Annotated in this window: 23 protein-coding genes and 3 tRNA genes; 16 read left to right on the plus strand and 10 right to left on the minus strand. The window is 62.1% G+C overall.

Going from position 1 to position 24,761, the window contains the following annotated elements; genetic code table 11:
• Nucleotides 1-13: 13 nt before the first annotated feature.
• Nucleotides 14-865 (plus strand): ABC transporter permease, encoded by an 852-nt coding sequence (locus ACZ42Y_RS03450; RefSeq protein ID WP_464735698.1) that lies wholly within the window; start codon nucleotides 14-16, stop codon nucleotides 863-865.
• Here ACZ42Y_RS03450 and ACZ42Y_RS03455 read toward each other — a convergent pair.
• On the minus strand, nucleotides 862-2,229 hold the full coding sequence (locus tag ACZ42Y_RS03455; RefSeq protein WP_058371246.1) for a bifunctional hydroxymethylpyrimidine kinase/phosphomethylpyrimidine kinase: 1,368 nt from the start codon (nucleotides 2,227-2,229) through the stop codon (nucleotides 862-864). The genes ACZ42Y_RS03450 and ACZ42Y_RS03455 overlap by 4 nt on opposite strands.
• A gap of 239 nt (nucleotides 2,230-2,468) precedes the next feature.
• Here ACZ42Y_RS03455 and ACZ42Y_RS03460 point away from each other — a divergent pair, with 239 nt between their 5' ends.
• From ACZ42Y_RS03460 to ACZ42Y_RS03475, 4 genes are all read left to right on the plus strand, one after another.
• The gene (locus ACZ42Y_RS03460; protein WP_236698176.1) at nucleotides 2,469-3,506 is read left to right on the plus strand and encodes an MraY family glycosyltransferase; all 1,038 of its coding nucleotides are present in this window, start codon (nucleotides 2,469-2,471) and stop codon (nucleotides 3,504-3,506) included.
• A gap of 101 nt (nucleotides 3,507-3,607) precedes the next feature.
• Nucleotides 3,608-5,572: a hypothetical protein gene (locus tag ACZ42Y_RS03465; RefSeq protein WP_058371244.1), complete on the plus strand. Its 1,965-nt coding sequence runs from the start codon at nucleotides 3,608-3,610 to the stop codon at nucleotides 5,570-5,572.
• Between the two features lie 129 nt (nucleotides 5,573-5,701).
• The gene (locus tag ACZ42Y_RS03470) at nucleotides 5,702-6,280 is read left to right on the plus strand and encodes a hypothetical protein (RefSeq protein WP_058371243.1); all 579 of its coding nucleotides are present in this window, start codon (nucleotides 5,702-5,704) and stop codon (nucleotides 6,278-6,280) included.
• Between the two features lie 79 nt (nucleotides 6,281-6,359).
• Nucleotides 6,360-6,902: a hypothetical protein gene (locus ACZ42Y_RS03475; protein ID WP_058371242.1), complete on the plus strand. Its 543-nt coding sequence runs from the start codon at nucleotides 6,360-6,362 to the stop codon at nucleotides 6,900-6,902.
• Here the strand turns inward: ACZ42Y_RS03475 and ACZ42Y_RS03480 are convergent.
• Together ACZ42Y_RS03480 and ACZ42Y_RS03485 are read right to left on the minus strand one after the other, a co-directional pair.
• Nucleotides 6,883-7,584, minus strand: coding sequence for a DUF432 domain-containing protein (locus ACZ42Y_RS03480; RefSeq protein WP_058371241.1), 702 nt, complete (start codon nucleotides 7,582-7,584; stop codon nucleotides 6,883-6,885). The two genes, ACZ42Y_RS03475 and ACZ42Y_RS03480, sit on opposite strands and share 20 nt — an antisense overlap.
• 70 nt (nucleotides 7,585-7,654) lie before the next feature.
• Nucleotides 7,655-7,903 carry an Lrp/AsnC ligand binding domain-containing protein gene (locus tag ACZ42Y_RS03485; RefSeq protein WP_058371240.1) on the minus strand — a complete coding sequence of 83 codons (249 nt, stop codon included), beginning with the start codon at nucleotides 7,901-7,903 and terminating at the stop codon, nucleotides 7,655-7,657.
• A 300-nt stretch (nucleotides 7,904-8,203) separates the two neighbouring features.
• Between ACZ42Y_RS03485 and ACZ42Y_RS03490 the strand changes: the two genes are divergently transcribed.
• Nucleotides 8,204-8,515, plus strand: coding sequence for a helix-turn-helix domain-containing protein (locus tag ACZ42Y_RS03490; protein WP_464735699.1), 312 nt, complete (start codon nucleotides 8,204-8,206; stop codon nucleotides 8,513-8,515).
• Nucleotides 8,516-8,526: 11 nt separating this feature from the next.
• On the opposite strand, the gene rimI is transcribed toward ACZ42Y_RS03490, so the two are convergent.
• The 6 genes from rimI to ACZ42Y_RS03520 all read right to left on the minus strand — a co-directional run bounded on the left by rimI (nucleotide 8,527) and on the right by ACZ42Y_RS03520 (nucleotide 12,873).
• On the minus strand, nucleotides 8,527-9,039 hold the full coding sequence (gene rimI, locus ACZ42Y_RS03495; protein ID WP_464735778.1) for a ribosomal protein S18-alanine N-acetyltransferase: 513 nt from the start codon (nucleotides 9,037-9,039) through the stop codon (nucleotides 8,527-8,529).
• Nucleotides 9,040-9,134: 95 nt separating this feature from the next.
• Nucleotides 9,135-10,118: a 2-oxoacid:ferredoxin oxidoreductase subunit beta gene (locus ACZ42Y_RS03500; RefSeq protein WP_058371238.1), complete on the minus strand. Its 984-nt coding sequence runs from the start codon at nucleotides 10,116-10,118 to the stop codon at nucleotides 9,135-9,137.
• Nucleotides 10,108-10,728, minus strand: a complete 621-nt coding sequence (locus tag ACZ42Y_RS03505; RefSeq protein ID WP_058371237.1) for a transketolase C-terminal domain-containing protein — start codon at nucleotides 10,726-10,728, stop codon at nucleotides 10,108-10,110. The genes ACZ42Y_RS03500 and ACZ42Y_RS03505 overlap by 11 nt, the downstream gene beginning before the upstream one ends.
• The gene (locus ACZ42Y_RS03510; RefSeq protein WP_058371236.1) at nucleotides 10,719-11,642 is read right to left on the minus strand and encodes a 2-oxoacid:acceptor oxidoreductase family protein; all 924 of its coding nucleotides are present in this window, start codon (nucleotides 11,640-11,642) and stop codon (nucleotides 10,719-10,721) included. Before ACZ42Y_RS03510 ends, ACZ42Y_RS03505 begins: the two co-directional genes overlap by 10 nt.
• 328 nt (nucleotides 11,643-11,970) lie before the next feature.
• Nucleotides 11,971-12,048 (minus strand) — tRNA-Val (locus tag ACZ42Y_RS03515).
• 219 nt (nucleotides 12,049-12,267) lie between these two features.
• Complete coding sequence (locus ACZ42Y_RS03520; RefSeq protein ID WP_464735700.1) at nucleotides 12,268-12,873, minus strand: alpha/beta fold hydrolase; 606 nt, start codon at nucleotides 12,871-12,873, stop codon at nucleotides 12,268-12,270.
• Between the two features lie 468 nt (nucleotides 12,874-13,341).
• Between ACZ42Y_RS03520 and ACZ42Y_RS03525 the strand changes: the two genes are divergently transcribed.
• The 10 genes from ACZ42Y_RS03525 to ACZ42Y_RS03570 all read left to right on the plus strand — a co-directional run bounded on the left by ACZ42Y_RS03525 (nucleotide 13,342) and on the right by ACZ42Y_RS03570 (nucleotide 24,033).
• A tRNA-Gly gene (locus tag ACZ42Y_RS03525) sits at nucleotides 13,342-13,420 on the plus strand.
• A 206-nt stretch (nucleotides 13,421-13,626) separates the two neighbouring features.
• Complete coding sequence (locus ACZ42Y_RS03530; protein WP_464735701.1) at nucleotides 13,627-14,058, plus strand: hypothetical protein; 432 nt, start codon at nucleotides 13,627-13,629, stop codon at nucleotides 14,056-14,058.
• Entirely contained in the window at nucleotides 14,024-16,837 is a 2,814-nt protein-coding gene (locus tag ACZ42Y_RS03535; protein WP_058371233.1) for a YncE family protein, read from the plus strand. The genes ACZ42Y_RS03530 and ACZ42Y_RS03535 overlap by 35 nt, the downstream gene beginning before the upstream one ends.
• Before the next feature lie 20 nt (nucleotides 16,838-16,857).
• Entirely contained in the window at nucleotides 16,858-18,255 is a 1,398-nt protein-coding gene (locus ACZ42Y_RS03540) for a hypothetical protein (RefSeq protein ID WP_058371232.1), read from the plus strand.
• A 98-nt stretch (nucleotides 18,256-18,353) separates the two neighbouring features.
• Nucleotides 18,354-18,431: transfer RNA gene (locus tag ACZ42Y_RS03545), tRNA-Glu, on the plus strand.
• Between the two features lie 325 nt (nucleotides 18,432-18,756).
• Nucleotides 18,757-20,586, plus strand: a complete 1,830-nt coding sequence (locus ACZ42Y_RS03550; RefSeq protein WP_464735702.1) for a CBS domain-containing protein — start codon at nucleotides 18,757-18,759, stop codon at nucleotides 20,584-20,586.
• Between the two features lie 211 nt (nucleotides 20,587-20,797).
• The gene (locus ACZ42Y_RS03555) at nucleotides 20,798-21,553 is read left to right on the plus strand and encodes a phosphocholine cytidylyltransferase family protein (protein WP_058371230.1); all 756 of its coding nucleotides are present in this window, start codon (nucleotides 20,798-20,800) and stop codon (nucleotides 21,551-21,553) included.
• Nucleotides 21,528-22,190: a CDP-alcohol phosphatidyltransferase family protein gene (locus tag ACZ42Y_RS03560; RefSeq protein WP_058371229.1), complete on the plus strand. Its 663-nt coding sequence runs from the start codon at nucleotides 21,528-21,530 to the stop codon at nucleotides 22,188-22,190. Before ACZ42Y_RS03555 ends, ACZ42Y_RS03560 begins: the two co-directional genes overlap by 26 nt.
• 68 nt (nucleotides 22,191-22,258) lie before the next feature.
• Nucleotides 22,259-22,846 carry a DUF445 domain-containing protein gene (locus tag ACZ42Y_RS03565; RefSeq protein WP_058371228.1) on the plus strand — a complete coding sequence of 196 codons (588 nt, stop codon included), beginning with the start codon at nucleotides 22,259-22,261 and terminating at the stop codon, nucleotides 22,844-22,846.
• A gap of 68 nt (nucleotides 22,847-22,914) precedes the next feature.
• Nucleotides 22,915-24,033, plus strand: a complete 1,119-nt coding sequence (locus ACZ42Y_RS03570; protein ID WP_083494568.1) for a formate--phosphoribosylaminoimidazolecarboxamide ligase family protein — start codon at nucleotides 22,915-22,917, stop codon at nucleotides 24,031-24,033.
• On the opposite strand, the gene ACZ42Y_RS03575 is transcribed toward ACZ42Y_RS03570, so the two are convergent.
• Complete coding sequence (locus ACZ42Y_RS03575) at nucleotides 24,026-24,733, minus strand: acetate--CoA ligase family protein (RefSeq protein WP_058371450.1); 708 nt, start codon at nucleotides 24,731-24,733, stop codon at nucleotides 24,026-24,028. The two genes, ACZ42Y_RS03570 and ACZ42Y_RS03575, sit on opposite strands and share 8 nt — an antisense overlap.
• Between the last annotated feature and the right edge of the window lie 28 nt (nucleotides 24,734-24,761).

Consider the following 24,761-nt stretch of genomic DNA (forward strand, 5'->3'; position numbering starts at 1 on the left):
GTGGGGTTGAGGGTTGACGGAGCCGGTTAGCGAGGCCCGCGCCGGGGTGGAGGGTCTGGGGAGGCCGCGCCGCGGCGGGGCCCCGTCCTTCTGGCTGCAGGCCTTCGCCGCCATGGCTTACAGGCAGCTGGCGCGGTTCCGGGCCGCCCCGAGCAGGATTGTCAACTCTCTAGTGTTCCCGCTGATATGGCTCCTGTTCTTTGGGCTTGGCTGGAGCGCAGCGTTCAACGTTATGGGCCCTATGGCTAGGCAGCTCTTCAAGGGGCTGGACTACCTGGAGTTCCTGGCGCCGGGCATAATAGTGATGACTGTGTTCACGAGCGGGTTTGGCAGCGGCCTCGGGGTGATATGGGACCGCGAGTTTGGCTACCTCAAGGAGATACTCGTGTCGCCCGCCCCTCGTAGCGCTGTGCTCCTGGGGCGGATGACCGGGGACACCCTGGCTACCATGCTGCAGGGCGCAGTCATGGCCTTGCTGGTCTCCGTAGCGGCGGGTTATACTAGCGTGCAGGGTGTACTGGCTGGGCTGCTGGCGGCCTTCATAGCTGCCTACGCGTCTGCTAGCATAGGCACGCTCATAGCGCTGTCGATGAGGAGCCCGGAGGGCTTCCATACGGTCATAAGCCTTATAATGATGCCGATGCTGTTCCTCAGCGGCGCCTTCTACCCTATAGACCCGCTGCCGGGCTGGCTGAAGGCGCTGGCCTACGTGAACCCGCTGACATATGCTGTTGATCTCACACGGGGGCTTATGTACGGCGTCTATAGCCTATCGCCGGGTCTCGATATACTGGGGCTGCTGGCCGTTACCGGCGCCTTCACGGCCCTCGCTCTGGCCAAGTTCGGCAGGACATACATGGCCTAGCTGTGGGAGGCTCTCTCGAGTATTTTGAGGAGCTTTCTAGCCGCCTCCACGGCTGTACCAGCGAAGATTCTTATCATTGGCTCCTTGCCCCAGTCCCCCTCATCGTAGACTAGGTCGGCCGGGCTGTGGGGGAACACGCTCCTGGCTATCCACTTCATGGTGCCTCCTTCGGCTGTCCTTGTCTCGGGCGGCTCAGCTGCCCGGTCTATGCGGGCTACCCGGTAGCCTAGCTTGCGGGCTGCCTCGACGAGTTCCGGGGAGTACCTTATGTTTATCACCGACCTTATCCAGGGGGTATACTTCATCACTTCCAGTACCAGCCTGGCCAGGTGGTCCGAGGCCCCGAAGGCTACGGGGCCGGCGCGTAGCCCGCGGGGCGTCCTCACTATGCGGCCCAGTATCCCCGCTACATCCTCCCGGCTGCGGGCGTAGGGGGCCGGGAGGGCCTCTACCACGTTGGTGCCGACCTCGGGCACGTGGGGTGCTACCAGGCTTTCCGCCTGGAGGATCATCGAGCTGGCCCTCTCGACGCTCCGGGCTACCCTCCATCTCCACGCGTCCATCTCCAGGGCCGCTACGGGGTTCACGGGGCACGCCCCGCGGCCCAGCCTAGCTGCATACTCTATTGCTGCTGTCACCAGGCTCTTAGCTGTCCTGACTGCCTCTTCCAGGGGCCTGCCCTTGGCCAGCTCTGCTGTTATCGCTGCCGAGAGCGTGCAGCCCGTGCCGTGGCTGCAGCCGTGGCTCAGCCTCGGGGCCCGGTATTCGTGGAAGCCGCCCCTGTGGTAGAGCACGTCTATGCTCTCCCTGCCCCCTAGGTGCCCGCCCTTGACTAGGGCTGCCTCTGCGCCGTACTCCTCTACGAGGAGCTTCGCAGCTCTGCGTGCCTCCTCGATGCTCGTTATCCTAATGCCTGTGAGCATCTCGGCCTCAAGTGCATTGGGTGTCACGAGTGCTGCGCGCGGGAGCAGCTTCTCCCGCAGGGCTTCCAGCGCCCTGTCCGGCATGAGCCTCGTGCCGTCACTCTCAGCGGCCGTTACCGGGTCGACCACCAGGGGGAAGTCGTAGCTCTCCAGAACCCGTGCCACCTCCAGTATGGTCTCGGCGCTGCCCAGCATCCCGGTCTTGGCCGCGTCCACCCCCATGTCCTCGGCCACCGCCCTTATCTGGGCGGCCACCAGCCCGGGCGGGATTAGGTGGACCGCCTGGACCCCGAGCGTGTTCTGGGCGGTGACGGCGGTCACCGCGGCCGCTCCATGGACTCCCAGCGCCGCGAACGTCTTTAGATCGGCCTCTACACCCGCGCCTCCGCCGGAGTCGCTGCCAGCTATGGTCAGCGCCACCGGCCTTATGCGCCGCTCCATACCCCTTCAGCCCTCACGGGGAGCCCGGGGTGCTCCAAGGCTGCTTTAAGGGGTCTACCCGACCTGGAGCCTGCGGGCCGGTGAAGAGCATTGCCTCAGGGTCCTACCCGCCGACGCTAGGCAGTGGGGATCCCGGCAGGAGCTGAGGCCCCGCTTTCCTCCCGCGCCGAGGCCCGGTAGCGCTATTTACCTTGGCAGCCGCCTCGGCGCATTGAATGCCTCGGAGAAGGGCGTGCATCTTGACGCCAGGCGAGGCTGCGTACCTGCTGGCGTCGGCGGCGGTGGCGTTCACCCTCGTAATTGTGGTAGAGCCGGCGTGGATACGGGTCGCCAGAGAGAGGGGCCTCGTAGGCCGGGATATGAACAAGCCCGGTAGAGTCATGGTTGCCGAGGCCGGCGGCATCTGGGCCGTGGTGGCGGCCGCGTTCGGGTTGTTGACGCTCGAGGCCCTCTACACCTACCTCGGGGGCGGGCTCTACAGGCCCGCGGAGCTCTTTGCACTTGTGGCACTGCTCCTCCTCTCCAGCGTGCTGGGCTTCGTGGACGACATACTGGGGTGGAAGAAGGGGCTACCACGATGGCAGCGCGTAGTGTTCATGGCCCCTGTCTCGCTGCCGCTCGTGGTGATTAAGGCGGGTCATTCACGCCTAGAGCTGCCCCTTATAGGCGCTGTGGACCTGGGCCTAGCCTATCCTCTCGTAGCGGTGCCCATAGGCGTGCTGGGAGCGGCTAACGCGTTCAACATGATCGCCGGGTTCAACGGGCTAGAGGCGGGTATGGGGCTGCTCCTAATGCTCTTCACCGCAGCCTACGCGTACATGAAGAAGGTCTACTTCGTCCTCCAGGGCTCAGTCATAATGGCGGCAGCCCTGGCGGGCTTCCTGGTCTACAACTGGTACCCTGCCCGAGTCTTCCCGGGGAACGGGTTCACCTACGGGGTCGGGGCCTACTATGCGGCACTCGTGATAATAGGCAATATGGAGAAGTTCGGCCTATTCCTATTCACACTATACTTCATAAAGGCCCTCCTGAACCTTAGGGGCTACCTGCACCACGTCTGGAAGCCAGGCGTCATAGAGGACTTTGGCGTGCCGCTGCCAGATGGTACGCTGGACTCGCCGCTGGAGGGAATATACACGCTAACCCACGCTGTAATAAAGCTGCTTAAGAGGCTCAAGGGATCGGCGCGCGAGCCCGAAGTAGTAGCAGTCATCCTTGTGATGCAGGCTTTGATAGGCATAGCAGCCCTCATACTCGCTGCCCGCGGTATCCTCTAGCCCCCGGGGGCAGCCTCCTCGGAGTGAAGCCCGGCAATAGTTCCGGTCGACCGGCACGCAGCGGCAGCCCCCACCCCGGCTGACAGCAGTGGGAGAAGGTGATGAGAGGGCTTGGAAGCATTCTGGGAAGCGCGCTCCTTGCATCCATAGCAATAGTCTCCATAGCGGCGGTCACAGCCATGATGCACTACTGGGCCCTAAACCTCCAGGAATCCGTCGAGAAGGCAGCCGCCCTAGCGGCCCCGCCTCGGATGATCCTAGAGCCTCTGGAAGCATGCAACGCCAGCGGGTGGATGAAGGCGGCGCTGACCGTGAGGCCCCCTACCGGTGATGTCCGGCCCTGGATTGTGGAGGTGTACAGCGTCGCGGATAAGAAACTCCTATACACGGGAACCTTCAGCTCCAACGGGACAGCCGTACTCGACATACCCTGCAGCAGTAATGTCGAGATAGTAGTCAAGGGCAGGAACGGCGGTGCATGGCTCTATAGGTACGAGCTAGACCCCACTAAGCCATGCCTCTCCGGCCCTCGGGTCAACGGCAAGGTACTGCTGGAGAACGCTACAGCATGCATAGCTAGCCAGGACCCGAAGCAGGTAGTAGAGCGCGTAACGAGAAAGGCTGTTGCGGAGATGCTATCCCTGCAGTACGGCCCCCTCCTGCAGCCCCTGTGGATAGCAAGCGCCCTCCCACCTAACGTCGATCCCAGGTATGCTGCCAGCTGGGGCGTGGTACCGGGGCTCGATGTAGACACTACAAGGCTGAAGATGTACCCCATAAGTGAGTGGCCGGTTAAAGAGGTGAGGGACCGCATCGATGCGGCCCCATTACCTGAGAAAAGGTATACCCCGGGAGTAAGAAGGATCTACCTCTATCGCCGGATACTCGCACCCTATGCTGGCGGCGCATGGATAGTAGAGCACCGCGAGGCAGACATAATCGCGAAAAACTACCTGAGCAACATATATTACCAATTGTATCTAAGATTCACACCTGAAGGAATACTAGAGACGTACTACAAGCTATGTGGACTTGACAACAGCTGCAGCGATATACAAGGCTTCAGTATACCCGGCAAGCTCGACGTACAGAACACAGCTACATGGAGCCCAGTTTACTGGAAATCGGTAGGCGCCATAGGGGCATTCTACATACCATTCCTCATAACAGGGAATGCCGCGCAGAAGAATATAGCAGTGGTGATCGAGCCCTGGGGCTCAACCACCGCATACATGAAAGCAACCACACACACCATAGACTGTATCAACATAAACTTCTGCCTCCGCGACATGGAGAACACATACTTCATGAAGCCTCCTCTAGCACCAGCCTATGTATCGGTAAAACTGCATCTATTCTCCATCAACGGCTATGAGCCCGGGAAACTGATAGTAACACGTAAGCTTATCGGCAAGGTTGAAACCGGCTGGCAGAGCAGGGTAATCGAGCCGCTATACACTTACACACTACTAGACGCAGCCAAATTAGACCATCCAATACTTCTAAAAGTACCGCTAGGAGCTGAGCTCGTCAGAAAACTTGGCCCAACAGCTACCGCCGCCATAGCCGTTATCGAGGTAGACTATGCCGCAGGGGTGAGCAGGTGGATAACGAGCAGTCTTAGAGACGCTGCAGCAGTGGGGATAAGCTTCCTACTATACATAGCTGATGATCACACCGAGACAGCTAAGGCCGACGCGTTGCTCATACCATCAATATTCGATGTATCGTCCTGTGCCAGGAAAGAGATTGTTAAGGAAATATACATCTGGAACCATACATGGCGTTACTCTGATGTGAGGAAGGATGCATGTGGCGTATGTGGGCTCAAGAAGTACATACTATCCTACTATGTCGCGTCGGTGCTGGATGACCCGAAGCTGATACTCTGCCATGTAAAGCGGGGAACGCAGGTCAAGCTAACAGTAGAAGGGGGCTCCAGCGCGTCCCCCGCGGGCGGTGTTGCCGTAACACTTGACTCCGCGGATTTGAGCAGAGCCGTGTTCCCACGTAGCCTTATTGACGAGATCAGGGAGGAGGGGGCTAGCCCTCTGATAGTAAGCTAGGTCCTCCCTCACTATCTACACGTGCTTTTTCCCAGGTTTTTACTCGTGTCCCGGCTCTAGGGGAGGGCTCGTCGCCGCCTCCTAGAGGTTTAAAGAAGAGGCCCTAATTGGGAGGAGCTGGGTCGCTGCATGTCCAGCCGTAAGGGGGCTAGGAAGCTTATAGCAGTGCCCGAGGAGATTCTGCAAGAGCTCTCAGTAATAGCTAAACGCTCTGGTCTTACAATATCGGAGCTTGCATCCCTGATACTATCCTTCGCCGCACGTGCCCTCCACGGCAGGGATAATATTGCATCGCTTTTCACAGAGATGACGCTGCTCACCGACATGAGGAGGCTAGGGGGAGTGATTGTTCCACAGAAAGGGCTGGTAGAGCTGGTTAACTCTGCAGACCCAAGCGCCCGTGACACTTTTATAAAGGAGGTTGGGCGGCTCGCGACCTCCATAGCAGTGTTCGCAAAGGTGCGCGGGCTCGATGATATACTCACGAAGGATATAATATCGCTTTTCGTGCCAAACGCCTCCATAGAGGAGATCAATGATGGCAACTCGGGGAAGATAATCATATCAATAACGGAGAAGCCCTACTCGGGTATGCTTGATATGCTGAAAACCATAGCGACCAGCGTACTCGAGGCTATGGGCAAGAGGGTTGAGAAGATAGACGAGTATGATTCCATACTAGTTATCAACTATAGGCAGAGTAGCTAGCTTGCAGCAAGCCCCTAGGGGCGGCCAAACCTCTATCTCAGATACCCGAGCCTCTCAGCTGCTTCGGGGATACATCAGCTTGTCCGAGGAGAGCGCCGGCAGGAAGAGAAGACCCATAATGATCGACTCGAAGCTTGTCGACCTAATTAAGGGCATAGCCGCCAGGCACGGCATGACTGTATCGGCCTACATGAGGGCGCTCTTAACCGGGGCGGTGGAAGCCGAGGAGAGCAGTTCATTTGCGCCTCTCGTGCTCAGAAAGGCGCTGATATATAGTAAGCTTCGCCGTGTAGGCGTGGTGCTTATTCCTCTCTCGCTCCTGGATAGCTGCAATAACGCTAATATCCATGAACTTGCACGGGAGGAGGGGAGGAGGCTAGGTGCCCTACTGCGCAGCCTAGAGATTGGCCTAGAGGAGGCTCTTGACATAATGCTTGAGGACTCGAGGATAGCCATACGTGAGCGGGATAAGGTAATTCTGCTCCCCGCCACAAAACCCGGCGAAAAGGCCGTTAAGAGCATGATTGAGGGTGTTGCGGAGAGCTATGGAGCCGAAATAACGCGGGACAGCTCGGGCGTAGTAACTATAGCCCTCCCAGAGGCTAGATACCATAGCTCATGACGAAGCTCTGGCTCCATCTAGCCTGTGAGCCTACTCCGCTCCTCTGCAGCAGCCGCGGCGCCTCCCTGAAGCCCTCCAGCCTCTCCGGCTCCCGGAGGGAGACGATTGCTGTGAAGGGACTGGTTACTGTAACCTCTATATTTGAGCCCACAACCGCCCCCTCACCGTCATAGTAGAGGCTTAGGGCGCTGGCCGGAAATACTATCCTCGATACCCGTGCGGGCCTAGAGGACTTGCTTCTCGCAACAACCCTTACCATCGCGCTGCAGTCCTCCCTCTGCTGCCTGGGTAGCGGCCTTGCAGGGATAAACCGGGCTAGTATCCCCCGGCTGGGAGGCCCGTAGAGCGCGTACTTTCCAATCCCTTTAGACGGCATTGCATCGACCAGCTCATAGCCCGCGCCCTGAGAGCCTACTACAGCCACTATATCGTACTCAAGGCTGAGCCAGAACTCCTCTCCGCCCCCGCTCTCGACTACCACCGGCTCCTCCAGCCTCACCATAATGTAGCTGGCCAGGTACTCTGGGTAGAAGACAGGGGCTGCAGGGTAAAGGTGGGTTGACGTGCAGGGTACTATCGCTTTGACACCGTCCCTCCGGTACCTGCACTTACCCTCGTACTCCTCTAGCGATACTTCAAACCCGCATACCTTGTGGCTGCCAAGCGTTATCCTGCCGAACACGTAGATGCACCTTCACCTCTAGGAGCCGGAGAGAGGCCCAGAGGAGGCAAAAATCGGGGGCATACAGCAGCTAGGCAGCGATGAGAGTTACAGTCCTCATTACACCCGGGAGGCTCCTTATCATGGTCACAACCTTATCCACCTTCTTAAGCCCATCAGCCACAATCTTAGCCGCTACATCGTACTCTCCATAGACCACGTAGGCCTCAACTTCAACATCTGTCCGACGCGCAATATCCTTTATCCCTTCAACGACGTCATACTCCTTACCTATCTCGGTTACCGCGAGCACGAAGGCCACAACCTTCTCCTCTGCCAAAGGGACGCCACCCCAAACCTCTACCTAGCAATACGGGGGCTCTCATCGCTAGAGGGAGGGTGCCGCGGCACCTCTTCATCCAGGAGGCTCAGCATATAGCCCGAGGCGTCATAGCCCCTGAAACCAGTCTAGCCTAGATACCGTGATATGAGCATTACCCTCTAGAGGGCCTCTAAAGCCCGATGGTAGTAGCGGCTTCATCACGCCAGTATTAGTGTATAGGCGGGTGAGGGGTCTGTGGTATGGAACCGAATGCTGAAATAAAGGCTGGAGAGCTGGAGAGCCAGGGCAGGAGCAGCAATGCCCTCCGTGGACGAATGCCTGGAGATTGTGGAGAAGCTCTACAGCCAGGGGCTGCCAGTAAAGGAGATAGCTAAACAATGCGGCAATAGTATGAGCACAGTGTACAAGACGCTTGATAGGCTGGAGGCTATGGGGGGGATACGCAGGAGGAAAGGACGCTACCGTAGGCACCGGCGGCTGAGCGACGAGGAGCTGGAGCAGATAAGAAGACTCTACCTCAGCGGGGCATCAGTGTACGAGATAGCCAGGCGCATGGATAGACCCGAGTCAACCATATACTATGCGTTGAAACGACTCGGCCTAAAATAGCCCGGGAAAGCCTACAGCTCCCGAGCCATTAGATACGCGTCCTCGCCATCAAGATAATACATCGGTATAACCCGGACCTTCTTAAACCCCAGTTTCTCGTAGAGCCTTATGGCAGGCTCGTTGGAGACACGTACCTCTAGATACACCTCCTTACAGCCATATCTCTCCTTAAGCGCCTTTAGGGCAGCTTTCATCAGCGCTGTCCCTATGCCGCGGCGCCTATACCCCTCCAGGACAGCGATAGATACGATATGACCCTTCTTGACTATCAAGCCCTTCGTGAATGTGGGAGCACCATACTCCACCCTGGACATTACGTAGCCGACTATCCTCCCTTCAACCTCGGCGACGAAGAAGGCGTCACCCCATTTCTCCAAGTGATCCCGCCAGAACCACTCAGGGTAATTCTCCGGCAGAGTGGCACGATTAATAGCTATTATCCTTGGCAAGTCTTCTAGCCTGGCCTTCCTGATTAGGAATGGTTCCTCCCGGGCTGCCGCATTACTAGCATACACTGGCTCCACAAGAACCCCCCAGAGGGTGTTCTCAGGGTCCAGCCCTATGAATCCCTGGATTAGGCTTTCCGGTGAAAATTCTAAAAGCTTCAAATAGATGAGGGCTAGAGGGGGCTGGCAACCCGCTGTTTTCCTCTCACACCGCTCCTAACCGGTATGAGCTTACTCCTGAATATGCGGCGTACGGCCTCGCTATCGATAAGCGGCCTGCCATCCTCGGTGGATATCCTCTGGCGGGCCGGCGGTGCCTCGAGGTAGTTGCCCAGGCGTCTCTGCAGCCTCTCCTCGAAGCTCGGCTTCAGCGGGTTATGGTAGAAGATGCCTATCGGTATACGCTTACCCCACTCCATTGCCTTCGCCATAGCTTTCAGCCTCTTCTCCTCCTCCTCAGAGGGGTCGTGGACCAGGGGATCCCAGCCTGGATCGTCCTCCAAGCGGTACACTGCCTCACGGTAGAACTGGACGGTGTAGACATTGTTGTATGTAGGGCAGGGCTGCAGCACGTCTATGAAGGCGGAGCCGCGGTGCCTAATAGCCTGCTTCATGAGCTCCTTCAAGTGGGCCACGTCGGTCGCCAGGGCCCTGGCGACGAAGGTGTAGCCGCTCGCAAGCGCTACGAGAAGCGGGTTTATCGCATCTTGTATATTCGGCCCAGGCAGCGCCTTGGTCTGGACGCCCTCTGGGAGCGTGGGGGAGGCCTGGCCCTTAGTTAGCCCGTAGACCTGGGTGTCATGCATTATCACGGTAATGTCTACGTTGCGGCGGCCTAGGGCCACGAAGTGGCCGGCACCTATCCCCAGTAGGTCGCCATCACCACCGTTCACTATGACTGTTAGCTCGGGGTTTGCCAGTTTTATCCCAGTAGCGAACGGTATAGCCCTACCATGCAGCGTGTGCACGCCATTAACTTTCAGGAAGTGTGGCGTCTTCCCTGAACAGCCTATCCCCGACACCACCACAGTCTTCAGAGGGTCGAGGTCCAGCTCCGCCATAGCCTGCGCCATGGCTGTTAGTATGCCATAGTTGCCGCAGCCAGGGCACCAATCTACCCACAGGCTGGTACGGTACTCCATAGGGTTACGCGCCATAGTCGAGCACCACCCTCTCCTCTCCCTCAAGTATGCGGTGAACGGCTTCAACAAGCTCATGCGTGTAAATAGGCCGGCCCGTGAACTTGACAATACTCTTACGTATCACACGGCCGGTCTCCATGGCTATGAGCTTGGCCACCAGCGCCCCGTAGCTGTGCTCCACTGCGACAACCCTATCGGCGCCCATCCTGTCGAGAAGGCTGCTGATCATGCTTGTAGCCAATGGGTACATGTAGCGCACATTGAGGTACGATGCCTCTACCCCCTTCTCACGGAGGAGCCTAGCTGCCTCCAGCGCCGGGCCCTTAACGGAGCCCCAGCCTACTAGAAGTATGTCCGGCTCCCTACTGCCGTAGAGCTGGGCGCGCCTCTCCTCCGGTATCTCGCGCCTAATTATATCCATCTTCTGTATGCGCTTGGAGTACATCCTCTCCCGCATTATGGGGTCCTCGCATATATGGCCGTACTCGTCGTGCTCATCGCCCGCATGCCAGGACACCGCGTAGCCTAGAGGCGCGCGAGGCGAGACCGGCTCCTCTAGGCTGAACCGCTTATAGTTGAAGGGGTCCTTGACCTTGGTTACGAGCTTACCCCTGTCTATGACCATGCTGCCGGTGTCGGGGACCGGATGGTCGCTATGCTATTGGCGAGAAACTTGTCGAGGAGATGTATCACCGGGACCTGGTAGCGCTCAGCCACGTTGAACGCCTCCACCGCATCCCGCAGGGCTTCTTCATGGTCGCCAGAGGTTATGACCACGCGGGGGAACTCGCCATGGCCCGAGAAGAGGGCGGCGAATAGGTCGCTCTGAGACCCGCGGGTCGGCAGCCCGGTGGAGGGGCCTCCCCTCTGGTAGAAGGTTATCACCACCGGAGCCTCGTTCATGCCGGCCCAGGAGAGCCCCTCAACCATCAGGTCGAAGCCGGGACCGCTTGTCGCCGTCGCAGCCCTGGCACCGGCGAGGGAGGCTCCTATAGCCGATGCTATGGCCGCTATCTCGTCCTCGGTCTGGAATACTACTACAGAGCCAAGCTGCCTATCCCCGTCTTCTAGGCGCTCGTACTCTTCTAGGAAGAAGCTCTCATCCTGCGCCGGTGTGATCGGGTAGTAGGACTGGAACCTTAGCCCACCCACGACCTTGCCTATAGCTACTGCATCGTTACCGCTAACCACCATTAGCTCATCGTAGCCTAGCCTGCTCTCCTCGAGCCTAAGGGCATGACCATACTTGCTGGACACAGCGTCCGCCACGATGGATGCTACATACACGTTAGGATCCACAAGGCGCCTCCTCCGCTCACCGAAGCGGTAGAGGAGGCCCGCGCGCAGCGACTCCTCATCGAGGCCCATGAGGCCCGCTATGGCGCCGACTATTATGGAGCTAGTAAACCTTGAGAGGAGGCTATGACTGATACCATACTTCTCGTGGAGCTTCGCGAGCACCTCTTTATAGTCTATGCCTATTACGCGCACGCCTCTTGACTCGAGATACTCTACAACATCCCTGAGTACGGGCTCCACGCCCTTGCTCCTCAGGCTCTCCGTTTCTCCCTACCGCTTCATTTTGTGTGAGAGTGTATCACTTTAGGGAGTTCCACCTCAGCCATCTGGATTGAGAAATCCAGATGGCTTCACTGGTGGCGGTCGAGGCTAACGGCACGAGCCTCCCATCCACGGGAAAACCCTCCAGGGCTTAGAGCAGAGCCCCCATCACCCTGGAGGGCCCTCAAATTACACACCTACACACAACAATACACAATGAAACCTATAAAGTTTTCTGCCCTAGGGGAGAACCTTCCGGGGCTTCCAGAGAATGTGTGTGGACAACCCTGTGAGGAGGCTGGGGTGATGGTGGGCCCGCGGGGATTTGAACCCCGGACCTCCGCCGTGTGAGGGCGGCGTCCTAACCAGGCTAGACGACGGGCCCAGCCTGCAGGGGCTCCCATCAGACCCGGAAGCCGGCTTCCGGGGTTTTAAGCATTAGCCCTGTCTCCCGCCTTAGCCCCCGGGCGCCGTGCCCAGGCTCCCAGGTGCTCGTGACTGTAGAGCCTCCCACCCCTCTCCATTGATAGCCTGCCCCGGGGACGAGCCCCAGCCTTCGACTCCGAGGGGTGTACGGGACTGCCTCGGAAGCCCTAGGCGGCTCTCAAGCCGTGAACTCTTCCAGGAACTTTCTGAGTATCTCTCTGAAGGCTTCGGGCGAGTCTCTTTGGACCACATGCCCCGCGCCCTCGACGACCTCCAGCCTAGCATTGGGGAACACATTCAAGAGTTTCTCGACGGCACCCCTCCTAACGACCCTATCCCTATCACCCCAGACTATGAGCACCGGCGCCCTGACGCTCCTCGCCAGCTCCCAGGCTCTCTCATCCCTCCCCAGGGCGGGGCCTACCAGGACCAGCCCTTTGACGCTGGCCGAGTGGGCTAGGTACACGGCGTACCTAGCGCCTAGGCTCGCTCCGACTACAACGGCCTGCTCGATACCGGCTCTGCGAGCGGCCTCCCCCGCTACTGCAAGGTTTACATCAATCCTGGAGGTTCTTGAGGTGCATGAGGTCGACCTACCGTAGGGCATGTCGGGGGCTGCCCATGAGAGGCCTAGGCTCGCCGGCGCCTCCACGGCCCCTGTTTCCGTCCAGACCGTATACCTGAAGCTGTACCCGTGGAGGAAGAGGACTCCTGGGTTGCGGCCCCTCTCCACAAGGGCGCGGCACTCTACACCATTGCCTCCAACCACTACCTCAAGGGGCACCCTTACCCACCCTAAGCCACGCCTGTCGTATAGAGCCAGGGCCCCAGGCTCTGTATAGACGGCCACAGCCGGCTATGTAGAGCCTAAGCATCCACCCCCAGAGCCTCCACTTGGGGGCCTGCTGTGGCCGCCCCCTGCCGCCCGGCTCCACTGCCGGCGGGCCAGGGCCAGCCGCCGTGTGTCTAGCCTCCTCTGGCATCCATGATGCCGCGCAGTTGCTGCCGAGACGCTCGCGATGGGGGCGGGCTTCCCGCAATGCTTGTCGTAGGTGTTGTAAACCGTTATTATGGTGCTCCCTCCTGCTACGGCAGCCTCGCCTGGGGCTGTGGGGAGGCCCTTTCGTGCCCGACCCTCCATGGCTGGGGATGTGGTGAGCCCCGACTCCCCTTAGCCCCCGCTGAGCCTCCGTAAAGCTTCTTAACCCGGGCCGGGCTAGGCCCTACACTACATGGCTGCCGGGGCCTGGACGCGGCGGTCGTCTAGCCTGGACTAGGACGCCGGCCTGCCAAGCCGGCGATCCCGGGTTCAAATCCCGGCCGCCGCACCAATCTTCCTACCCCCTCAAGCCCTTCGGCCGGGCTCTAGAGGCACCACGGCCCCCACCATACGCCCCGCCCATTGCCTAAGGTATGGTGTGCAGGGGCTGCGGCGTCCTGCTGCCAGTGCCTCAGGAAGCGCGCCTAGGCAGCATATATTAGGGCAAATGATGTTGTTCATCAGGATACACGGGGCCGTGCCATGCGCTATCGCGGTGTGAGCGAGCTTCTGTCGGCGACGCTGCTAGCGCTCATAGTGATATCGGTGGGCGGCTTCCTGCTGGCAAAAGTGCTCAGCACTGTTAACGAGAGGATGAACGAGATATCGCAGAGCGCTCTCAGGGCTGAGAACAGGCTCCACCAGGCGCTTGATATAGCCATGGCGTACATCGATTCTAGCGGAAACCTCCAGGTTGTAGTAGCCTCGGGCGACTACCCGGTGAAGCTGCAGAGGCTCTACGTCAACTCGACTTCTGCGAACTGTACAGTCTACCTGACCAATGGAGACCAGGGGCCGGTTGAGGGCTTCACCGTACCCCCCTACTCTCTCGCCAGGATAACCTGCAGCCTCGGGTCCGGTGCCGAGTCGGCTGACGTGAAGGTGGTCTATCAAGGTGGAGAGGTATATGCTCATGCGCAGAGGGTATAGGTCCGTAGGCAGTATAGTCGGCATGGTCCTCATAGCGGTGCTGGTGTTCATAGCGCTAGGCTTCTCGCTCGTAATTATATCGACCTTCGAGAAGTACGGCTCACTAATCTCAGCCATGCTTAGCGAGCGTGCAGCCTCGCTGGCGATAGCCCAGAGCATCCAGGGCTGGTGGCTCCTCCAGGGCGGTACTTTGACCGTGCACCTCGAGACAAGCTACCCCAAGACGGTGCTGCTGACCGGGGTCACGGTGCTCTGGAGCGATGGCAGCACCACTCTAATGGATCAGGGCAACGGCACCCTAAGCTCCGTGGCGATCACCGTCAAGGAGCCCAGCGGCGCAGTCCACAATGTGGCGGGGCTGCCGGTGGCGCTGGGCCCGGGCTATAGGCTCAACATAACACTACGCGCGCCGGCGGGGGTAGAGCCCGTCTCCATAGTAGCCAGCTTCTCGGCGAGCCCGGCAGTGGTGGTCATCCCGGTGAGGAGGTACGTACCCCCCTCGGGCAACGTGACCCCGGCTCCTCCCCCGAGCGGTAACTACACGTCCCCCGCCGTGTCCCTACAGCTCCTCCCCCAGGTGCTCTCGGGCTACACCACCGCGACCAGGATATACCAGGCAGTGCTCAGCCCAAGCCGGGTCCTGGAGCCTAGCGGCTACAGCATAGTCTACGGAACCCACGTGTCGGGCAGCCTATCCAGCCTCTCCGCCAGGGATGGCGACACGCTGAACATACAGTCCAGCGGGACAGTGCTCTGCCCAGCCTACACCGGGTGGCGCTACTACCGCGAGGTCACGGTAACCAACCCCAACCCCTACAGCTACACGGATATACAGGTGAGGATAGAGCTCGACACCACGAACTTCGACTTCAACAAGGCTAGGAGCGATGGAAGCGATATCCGCGTGCTCACGGAGGATTGTCGGCCCCTGCCCTACTGGGTGGAGGAGTGGAACACCACAGCAGGCAGGGCAGTCATATGGGTGAAGATACCCAGCATCCAGGCGAATGGACGGGTAAAGATCCTCTTAGTCTATGGCAACCCCTCAGCCACCCAGCCGGACCCGGACTACTACGGCCTAGAGAAGGTAATGACGCCCCTCCCAGCGGGCGACGGGCCCGGCTACACCATCCAGTACCAGGAGTGGGTAATGCCGCGCAGGGGAGTCATACCCGGCGGCACCCCCATGGGCTGGCACGCCGATGATGGTGCATGGAGGTATACGCTTCCCTTCAGCTTCCCCTTCTACGATAGAAGGCTCAGCAGCGTCTACGTGTGCAGCAACGGGTTCATATCCCAGAGCCGTATCACAGACTGGAGTGACAGCACGTACGAGCTAGAGAGGAGGCTAATGATAGCACCCTTCTGGGAGGACCTAATGACTTCCGGCGACGCGCACGACATATACATACTGAGCGGCTACAGCGACCAATACGGCTCCGGGGTAGTCATACGCTGGCACACCGACTTCTACTGGCACCACGGTGTAGCTGACTTCGACGTCGTGCTCTACGAGAACGGGCTCATAAGGTTCGACTACGGCTCAATAAACGGGTATAGCGGCGACAGGCCGACCATAGGCATCTCGCTCGGAGATAGGAGGCACTACACTATATCCAGCTACAACAACGCGAGGGCCAGCAGCCTCAACAACGCCCCCTCGCTGATGTTCTGGCCCCGGAAGAAGCCGGTGAGAGAGCTGGAGGCCGAGGTGGGGCCGGAGCGCCTCTTCACCATTCACAGGGCGGGCGTGGAGATAAGCTACAATACCAGCGGCAGGATCTCGATAACCGGCATCGAGGTATACGCTAATGACCCAGGCAGCCCCTACAGCTACCAGGTATCCATCATAAGCGGCGGCGTTCCCGTCTACAGCGTCGAGGCAGGCAATGCGAGCGGCCCCCTCAGCATAAGCCTCTCCGGCCTCAGGATACCCGTTGAGGGCTCCTTCAGTGTCAGGATAGTGGTCAGCCGGTTCACGGGCTTCCAGCTGCAGCTCGACCTGGTGAGTATCAACGCAAGCACGGTGACTATAACGGGCAGCAGGATAGCGATAGCCAGCGAGCAGTCAAGCAGTCTGCTGATATACGATCCCGCGAGCGGTGCAGCGGAGCAGGTGGACCTAACGGCCGCGGGGCTCCCAGGCACCGGGGCGACGCTGCTAGCCATGGACCCGGTGGTTAGGGGGGCGTCCACATGGCTCTGGGTGCTGCGTGGCAGCCGTGCAGTACCCTACGACCTCTTTAGGCGGCAGTGGCTGGCCAACAAGACTATAACGCTCGGCAGCAGCATAGCTGAGGGAGGCTTCGCAGCCTCCAACGGCACCCACCTATACGTGTACCCCGGCGGGGGCCTGGACAGGGTGTACGTCTACAGCATAGAGAACGGCACGCTGGTCTCCACCATACAGCTGCCCCTGGCGCCGGGCAACTATACTTCAACAGCGCAGGCCGGCTCGATCCTCTACATACACACCGGCGAGGCCGGCCGGCTCCTAGCGCTGAGCCTCTCCGACGGCAGGGTGCGGGACCTCGGCCCGGTGCCAGCCCTCTACCCGGTGGGCATGGACTACGACCCGGACCGTGGGAGGCTCTGGGCGATGCTCCGGGGCGGCGAGCTGGAATACTACGACCTCGCGGCTGGCTCCTGGAGCGCCTACCCGGTGACAGCGCCCTACTACCCCATGAGCCCGGGCGACCGGCTGGTATACATGGACGGCAAGCTCTACCACGTCAGAGAGGATGGCACGAGCAGCCTACTCGTACTCCAACTCGGCTAGGCGCCGCCTGGGTGTGGGCGATGCGCGGGGGCTCACGCGCGGTAGGCACGCTGGTGGGGGGCGTAATCCTGGCGCTGATACTGCTCTCAATACTGGGTGTGGGTATCCTCCTCCTCCGCTTCCTCGACAGCTATGGCCAGCTCGCCTCCCGCCTCGTGAAAGAGAAGTCCAAGTCCCCGATTGTAGCCAAGGCGCTCGACATCTTCTGGAGCCTAGACGGCTCCAACCTAACCATTGAGATAGCCTCCCGCTACGCCGACGCCCTGCTCGTCACCGGCGTCACGGTGCTCTGGAACGACTCGAGCATAACCATGCTCGACAGGTTGAACTCGAGCGGGGTAAGGATAGTCGCTGAAAGCCCTGACGGGAGCACCTACGTGGCTGACAGGCTCCCCGTAGCCCTGGGGCCGGGGTACCGGGTAAACATCACGCTGGTAGGGTACGCTAGTGGCCGCACCCCGGTGGCGGTGATCCCCGTTGTGAGTGGCAGCCCCCTGGTAGCCCCTGTGCCGGCGGCCCCGAGGGCCGCCGCGGCTGGGGGCGCCGCTAGCCAGCCCACCCGGTATTCCCTGGCCCTCCTCGAGTCCACAATGCTGGACTGCACGGTCACGTGGCTGGGCAGCGCCACGGTGAACGGGGCTGCGTCGACGATCCTGCTCGTCGCAAGAGGCGGCTCGAGAGACATAGAGGTCTACAACGTTACCGGCGCCGGGCTGGCCTACCTCTACAGCATCGACGCGGGCACGGTGTTCAACTGTAGCGCCGACATAGTGTATAGCCCCGCGAAGAGCCTGCTATACCTGGTCAACGCCAGCGGCATCTACGCCCGCAGCCTAAGCCAGGCGGACACCTGGAAGCTAGCAACCAGCGCGTGCAGAGCCCTGGGGCCGGGGACCCGCATCGAGGCCCTGGAGGCCCAGGGGCGCCCCTACCTCTTCGTCGCCCAGGGGGGCGGGAGCAGCTACTGCATCATAGATCTCACGGGCCAGGGTAAAACAATCGGGGCCGGCCACGTATCCGCGGGTGAGATGATTGTTAATGGTGGCAGGCTCGTGGCCGGGAACTACACCGTCTCGGCGGCTAGCGGCGACACAGTCTACATCCTAGCCTATAATGAGACCACTGGGGAGCCCTACATAGCGCTGTACAACGCCACCTCCTCGAGCTGGAGCCTCTTGGCGAAGGCCCCGGGCCGCTACGCGGTGGGAATGGCGTGCAACGGTACCACGCTCTGGCTCCTCCTCCAGCACAGCGGCCTCTACAAGATCGACGCCGGCACGGGGAGGCTGAGCCATGTAGACACGCTGCTCCCGGCAGCGCCCTGGGGGCCTGGAGACAGGCTGGAGTACCTGGGAGGCACGCTCGTCTTCATCCGGGCGGACGGAACCAGGGAGGCCTGGCTCATCAGCCCCGGGTAGCCCGTCAGCCAGCATGACTAAACCTAATTAAACCCTGCAGGGGGGCACCCGCCCGTCAAGGGCCGCGGCCTCCCCCAGGCAAAGGGGCTGCGCGGCGTGCCGCGGTAGTATAGCCCGGCCAAGTATGCGGGCCTTTCAAGCCCGTGACCCGGGTTCAAATCCCGGCCGCGGCACCACCCCACCAGATCCTTCATGAGGCACCGGGTCCCCCGCCCCCCGCTCAGCTCCACAGCGTTCCGCCGGGCGCAACCCCTAGGGGGTCTCCGCAGCGACACCCGTTGCCAGGCGGCCCTGGGAGGGGTTTGAGAAGCACTCCATTGGAGAGAACGGTGCCCCTCACGGCCCCCCGGCCTGCTCTTCTTCTGTTAGGCCCTCATCTAACCATGAGTCTTTAATCCTCATGCACCCCCCTCTTCTATCCCTGGGTGGGCTTCGTAATGAAGGTGTGGGAGGCTGCTAGGAAGCCGCGGGTGGTGGTGCCCCCCCGACACCCCTGCCACGGTGGTTAGGGCCCTGCTCCGGGAGAACGAGGAGCCTATAGCGGTGCTCGTGGACAGCGAGAAGACTATGAAGCTGCAGGGCTACGTCACCTGGAGGGAGGTTATACAGATAACCAGCCACTACTCCAGCCTCCGCGCCAAGGACATCGCGCTCGACTGGCCTGTCGCCTACCGCGACGAGGACGTGAGGGATGCTGTCAAGAGGATGGAGGAGGAGCGGGTATACGCTGTACCCGTGGTAGAGTCCAGGGACAACCCAGTTGTTGTGGGCGTGGTGAGCGTCGCGGACATAGTGAAGGCGCTGATGGCCGCCGGCTTCGAGCCCGCCGCTGAAACCGTCGCGGAGGTTATGACCACCGAGGGGCTGGAGGAGTACATTACCACCCAGCATGAGGGAGTTAACAAGGTCTGGAGCGACCTGGTCTACCACGGCAAGCTCGGCAAGATTGTTGTTAGGAGCAGGGAGGAGCCCATACCTGTAGGCATAGTATCGCTCAGAGAGTTCGCCGAGACCGGCCGCTGGTTCTTCCACCGCGAGTCCGAGAGGGGGTTGAAGAGCATAGCCAAGGTACGCAGTATAATGCTGCGCGGCGCGCCGGCCGCCACCCCCGAGACCCCGGTCCAGTACGCCGCCAAGATAATGGTGGAGAACGACTTCCCCGTGCTGCCTGTCGTAGACGAGGAGACGGGCAGGCTGGTGGGCGTGCTGACGATATTCGATGTGGCGAGGGCCTACCTGGAGGGCGCGAAGCCCGGCCGCGTGAAGCCGGCTAGGAGGGCTGCGCTGCCGATAGAGGTTAGGCCTGAGGAGCGCGTAACCTACGCCAGTACCGAGACGGTGCTGCAGCAGGTGCTTGTAGCCAAGCCGCAGGCTGAGGCTCTGGTGGGGCTCAGCGCCGCCGACGTGGCTAGGCCAGAGCTGCCGGCGGTGACGGTGAACGATACCGTGGAGCACGCCCGGAGGATGATGCTCCGCTACCGGACCAACTACCTGCTGGTGGTGGATGAGAAGGGCGAGATAGTAGGCGTGGTTAGCAAGTGGAGCATGCTACGTGCCATAGGCCTCAAGGGCCCCATCTGGAAGAGGAGGGTGCATGACCGCTACTTCATAGACTACGTCATGGACACCGACATACCAAGGGTCAGGCCGGATGACAGCATCGAGCAGGTAGCGCTCCGCATGGTTGAGTCGAAGGCCGAGGTAGCGATAGTGGTCGGTGATGACGGCCGCCCCGTCGGCTTCATAACCAAGGACGATCTCGTGGACGCCTACGCGCGGCTCCAGGCCGGCCGCGCCAGGGTAGAGAACGTGATGACACCGGGCAGAATAGGGATAGTGCACCCGCACCACAGCCTCCACCACGCGGTCAAGAAGATGCAGACCTTCTACCTTGACGCCCTCACGGTCTACGACGGCTCCAGGATAATAGGAGTGGTCTCCGCCAACCGGCTGCCCTTCGTAGCCTACGAGGACGCCGTCACCGGGATCCGGAGCCGCAGGCTGGTATGGGTCAGGAAGCTCGTCCGCGGCGCCGCCAAGAAGGGCCGCTACGTCAAGGTGACCCCGCTCCTGGTGATAGACGCCACGGTGCCGCTCCGCGACGTATACGTGAGGACGAGCGACGACACGGTCAAGTCTATAGAGCTGATGCGCGAGCACAACGTGGACGGCGTGCCGGTTGTGGACGAGGAGGGCCGCGTAGTCGGCGTGGTGACGAAAACCGACATTGTGAGAGAGCTCGCGAGGACAGCCAGGCTCCGCATAGAGCGCGGCGAGACCGTGAAGATAGAGAAGAAGGAGAAGCCCGAGGCCAAGCCGAAGGCCGGGTAGGGGGCTCCTGCAGCCAGCCCTTCTTTTAACTGGGCCCCTGCACCTCCGGGGGCATCCCCGTAGGGCCCCTCTCCCGCTCCCTGGGGGTGAGCGGAGCCACCGACACTGAAGCCCCCGGGCCTCCGGGGGCGTGTTGAAGCCCAGCGATGGCGACCCCCTCGACGCCCTGCAGCCCGTGCGTTGGCCGCCACAGCTCGGAGGTGCCGGCCTCGTGGCCGCTGCCCGGTATGCGGTGCTGCTCGCGGCGGGGCTAGGGAGGAGGCTCGGCGGCCCCAAGCCCCTGGTGAGGCTCCGCGGCCGGCCCCTCGCCTGGTACCCGCTCAGCGTCCTCCACCTGCTAGGCGTCTCCGAGGCGTGCATAGTGACCCGGAGGGAGCTGGCCGGCGAGCTTAGGGGGCTGGCGGAGAGCATCTACGGCCCCGGGGCGGTGGACGTGGTTGTGAACGAGGAGCCGTGGAGGGAGAACGGCTACAGCCTCCTACTGGCTAGCCGGGGCTGCCCGGGCCTGGGCTGGGAGCCGGTCTACGTATCGATGAGCGACCACGTCTACTCGCCCCTCCTCCCGGCCAGGCTCCAGCCCCTCCCCGGCTGGGCCCACTACGGCATCGCCGGCGACGGCGACCCCTGCTGCGTGGACGTGGAGGAGGCGACCCGGCTGCAGGCATCCGGCGGCATAGGCTACGCGGTGGGGAAGGGGCTGCGGTACTGGAGCCACGTGGACACCGGGGTCCACGCGGCGAGGCCCGCCGGCCTGGCCGAGGAAGCCCGCCGGGCCCTCGCCTCCGGGGGCGGGGTCCTCTCCCTCAACACGCTCACCAGCGGCCTGGCGGCCCGGGGCCTCCTCTACGTGGCGGAGGCCTCCGGGCAGCCCTGGACGGAGATAGACACGCCCCGGGACCTCGAGGAGGCGGAGAAGGGGGAGAGGAGGAGGGTGGTGGACCATGTCCTCTCCTGGCTCCGCTGCTAGGCCGGCGGGCCTGGCTAAGCCCACCGACGGGCTTGTCTCGAGGCTGATAAACAGGAGGCTCTCAACCCGGATAACCCTGATGCTCCTACGCCTCCCGAGGCCCCCGAGCCCCGACGCGGTGACTGTGCTGGCCACCGTCCTCGTGGCCCTCGGGGGCCTGGCGTTCGCCGCCGGGCTTCCCTGGCTGGGCGGGCTCCTGGCGCAGGCGGGCTCCATAGTGGATGGGGTGGACGGGGAGCTGGCCAGGGCCCTTGGCAGGCAGAGCAGGGCAGGCGCGCTCCTAGACACGGTGCTGGACAGGCTCTCCGACATAGCCCTCCTAGCGGGCATGTCCCTCGCGGTGCTCGCCAGCCACGGGGGCCTGGCGGCGGGGGCGGCCGCGCTGCTCGCCGTCACGGGCGACCTGATGGTGTCCTACCTGCATGGCGTGGGGGAGAAGCTGGCCGGCCGGCACCCGGTGCTGGTGGGAAGGATACCGGGCATAGCGGGGAGGGATGTGAGGCTCTTTATAGTCTTCCTCGCCGGGCTCGCCGGCAGCCCCCTGGCGGGGCTCGTGGCGGTGGCGGCGCTCGGCCACTGCTACGTGGCCTGCAAGACCGTTGAGCTTCTCCGCTACATGGAGGAGCAGGGGCTCTAGGGTGCCCTATATACCGGGGCCGGGGGGCGGCCCCCCGGGGGCCTGCAGGAAAGAGGTGCCTAGCGGCCGTGGCCGGGGCCTTGGCTACGCTGCTCGTGTCCACGCTCGTGGGTGCCCTCGTCGGCTACGTTACCAACGTGGTGGCTGTCCAGCTCCTCTTCCGCCCCTACAGGCCCGTCCGCATACCCCTCCTCGGCCTGAGGGTGCAGGGGCTGATCCCCGCTAAGAAGGAGGAGTTCGCCAGGAGGCTCGGGGAGATCGCGGAGGAGTACCTGAAGACCCCGAGGCTGCAGCGGGACCTGCAGTCCAGCATGGAGGAGGCGGCGAGGAGCGCCATAGAGAACGCTCTCAGGGGCATGCTCCGCTCCAACCCTATCCTATACGCGGCGCTCGAGGGCTACGTGGCCAAGATAGCTGACGCTGTCTCGGAGAGCATAGTCTCGCCCATACTCCAGTCCCTAGCCTCCTCCGCGGCCGGCAGGGTCAGGGTTGGGGAGCTCGTCGCCGAGCAGGTATCAGCCCTCGACTCGAGGGAGATGGAGGCCCTCTTCCGCAGGATAGCGGGCAGGGAGCTACGCTTCATAGAGCTCGCCGGCCTAGCCCTCGGCGCGGTGATAGGTCTCGCCGAGGGCCTCGTGCTCGTAGCCCTCCAGTAGCCCCCACGGGGGAAGGGGCTGTTTTATCCCGCGCCCGGGGCCTCAGCGGCCCATACGGTGCCCCGGGCTTGCCCATAGAGCGTGGAGAGGTGGAGGAGGTACTCCGCCGCTACGACCCCTCCCGGGTAACCATAGGCGTACTCGCCAGCCACTCCGCCCTAGACGTGCTCCGCGGGGCCCGGAGGCTCGGGTTCCGCACCCTCGCCGTGGCCAAGCGGGGCCGGGACCTGGCGTACCGCATGCTCCCCGTGGTGGACGAGCTGCTGGTCCTGGACGACTACCGGGACATGCTCCGGGATGAAGTGCAGGAGAAGATGAGGAGGCTCAACACCGTCTTCGTGCCCAACAGGAGCTTCGCGGTCTACGTGGGCTACGAGGGGATAGAGAACGAGTTCCTCGTGCCAGTGTTCGGGAACCGGTTCCTCCTCCGCTGGGAGGAGAGGGTCGGGGGGAAGAACTACTACCGCCTCCTAGACGAGGCGGGCATCCCCAGGCCGAGGGTCTACGAGAGGCCCGAGGACGCGGACGGCCCCGTAATAGTGAAGCTCCCCGAGGCCAGGAGGAGGGTGGAGAGAGCCTTCTTCATAGCCCGCGACGGGAAGGCGGCGGTCGAGAAGCTCAGGGAGCTCATGGAGAAGGGGGTTATAGACGAGGAGAGCCTCAAGGCCATGACGGTTGAGGAGTATGTGCCGGGCGCCCACTTCAACCTCAACTTCTTCCAGAGCCTCGTCTACGGGAGGCTCGAGCTGCACAGCATAGACAGGAGGCTCCAGACCAACATAGACGATCTAAACAGGCTCCCGGCCTGGATCCAGGAGGGGCTTGAGGGCGCGGTGGAGCCCAGGATGATAGAGATAGGCCACATACCCGTGACGATAAGGGAGAGCATGCTCCACCGGGTGTTCGAGCTGGGCCTCCGCTTCGCCGAGGCGGCTGCGAGGCTCGAGCCCCCCGGCGTCCTGGGCCCATTTACCCTCCAGGCCATAGCGACCCCTGAGCTGGGCCTGGTGGTCTACGATATAGCCCCCAGGATAGGCGGTGGCACCAACGCGGTCATGGCCTGGGGCGGGCAGTACAGCAGCCTCTACTTCGACAGGCCCCTCAGCCTCGGGGAGAGAATAGCGCTGGAGATACACGAGGCCCTGCGGAGGGGCGGCGTCGAGGCCCTAGCCAGGCTGGTCACCTAGCCCCCTCCCCGAGCACCACGCGCGCGTCCACAGCCAGGGCCCCCTCCGGGTAGCTCAGCACCGGGTTTATGTCGAGCCCCCGCACCTCCGGGTTCTCCTCCATGAGCCTCTGGACAGCCATAACTATGTCGACGAGCGCCCCTATATCCCTCGGCGGCAGCCCCCTCACGCCCCGGAGGATGCGGTACGCCCTCACCTCCCTGATCATCTCCTCCGCGTCCCTCCGGGTGAAGGGCGACACGCGGAAGCTCACGTCCCGGAAGACCTCCACGAAGATCCCGCCCAGCCCGAACATGACCGCGGGGCCGAAGACGGGGTCCCGGACAGCCCCGACCACGAGCTCGACGCCGCCCGGGGGAGCCATGGCCTGCACCAGCACGCCCACCACGCGGGCCCCCGGCGCCCTCTCCCTCACCCTCTCGATTACCTCGCTGTAGGCCTTCTCCACCTCCCCGGGCGTGCCGAGGCCCAGCACCACGCCGCCCACATCGCTCTTATGCACTATGTCGGGGCTCACTATCTTCAGGGCCACCGGGAACCCGATCTCCCTGGCGGCCTCGGCGGCCTCGCGGGGGCTCCGGGCCAGCCGGTAGCCCGGAACCCGCACCCCGTAGGCCTCCACGAGCGCTAGGGCCTCGTGCTCGAGGAGCTTGGAGCGGCCCTCCCTGAGGGCTGCGGCGACTATGCTCCGGGGGTCCACGGGCAACGCGGTGCATCCTCGCCGCCGA

Source organism: Pyrodictium brockii, from assembly GCF_055379715.1.

Excerpts from the sequence above, each read along its gene's own strand:
- ACZ42Y_RS03455 (WP_058371246.1), bottom strand. The coding sequence starts at position 2,229 with ATGGAGCGGCGCATAAGGCCGGTGGCGCTGACCATAGCTGGCAGCGAC.
- ACZ42Y_RS03465 (WP_058371244.1), top strand. The coding sequence starts at position 3,608 with ATGAGAGGGCTTGGAAGCATTCTGGGAAGCGCGCTCCTTGCATCCATA.
- ACZ42Y_RS03470 (WP_058371243.1), top strand. The coding sequence starts at position 5,702 with ATGTCCAGCCGTAAGGGGGCTAGGAAGCTTATAGCAGTGCCCGAGGAG.
- ACZ42Y_RS03490 (WP_464735699.1), top strand. The coding sequence starts at position 8,204 with ATGCCCTCCGTGGACGAATGCCTGGAGATTGTGGAGAAGCTCTACAGC.
- ACZ42Y_RS03500 (WP_058371238.1), bottom strand. The coding sequence starts at position 10,118 with ATGGCGCGTAACCCTATGGAGTACCGTACCAGCCTGTGGGTAGATTGG.
- ACZ42Y_RS03505 (WP_058371237.1), bottom strand. The coding sequence starts at position 10,728 with ATGGTCATAGACAGGGGTAAGCTCGTAACCAAGGTCAAGGACCCCTTC.
- ACZ42Y_RS03540 (WP_058371232.1), top strand. The coding sequence starts at position 16,858 with ATGCGCGGGGGCTCACGCGCGGTAGGCACGCTGGTGGGGGGCGTAATC.
- ACZ42Y_RS03560 (WP_058371229.1), top strand. The coding sequence starts at position 21,528 with ATGTCCTCTCCTGGCTCCGCTGCTAGGCCGGCGGGCCTGGCTAAGCCC.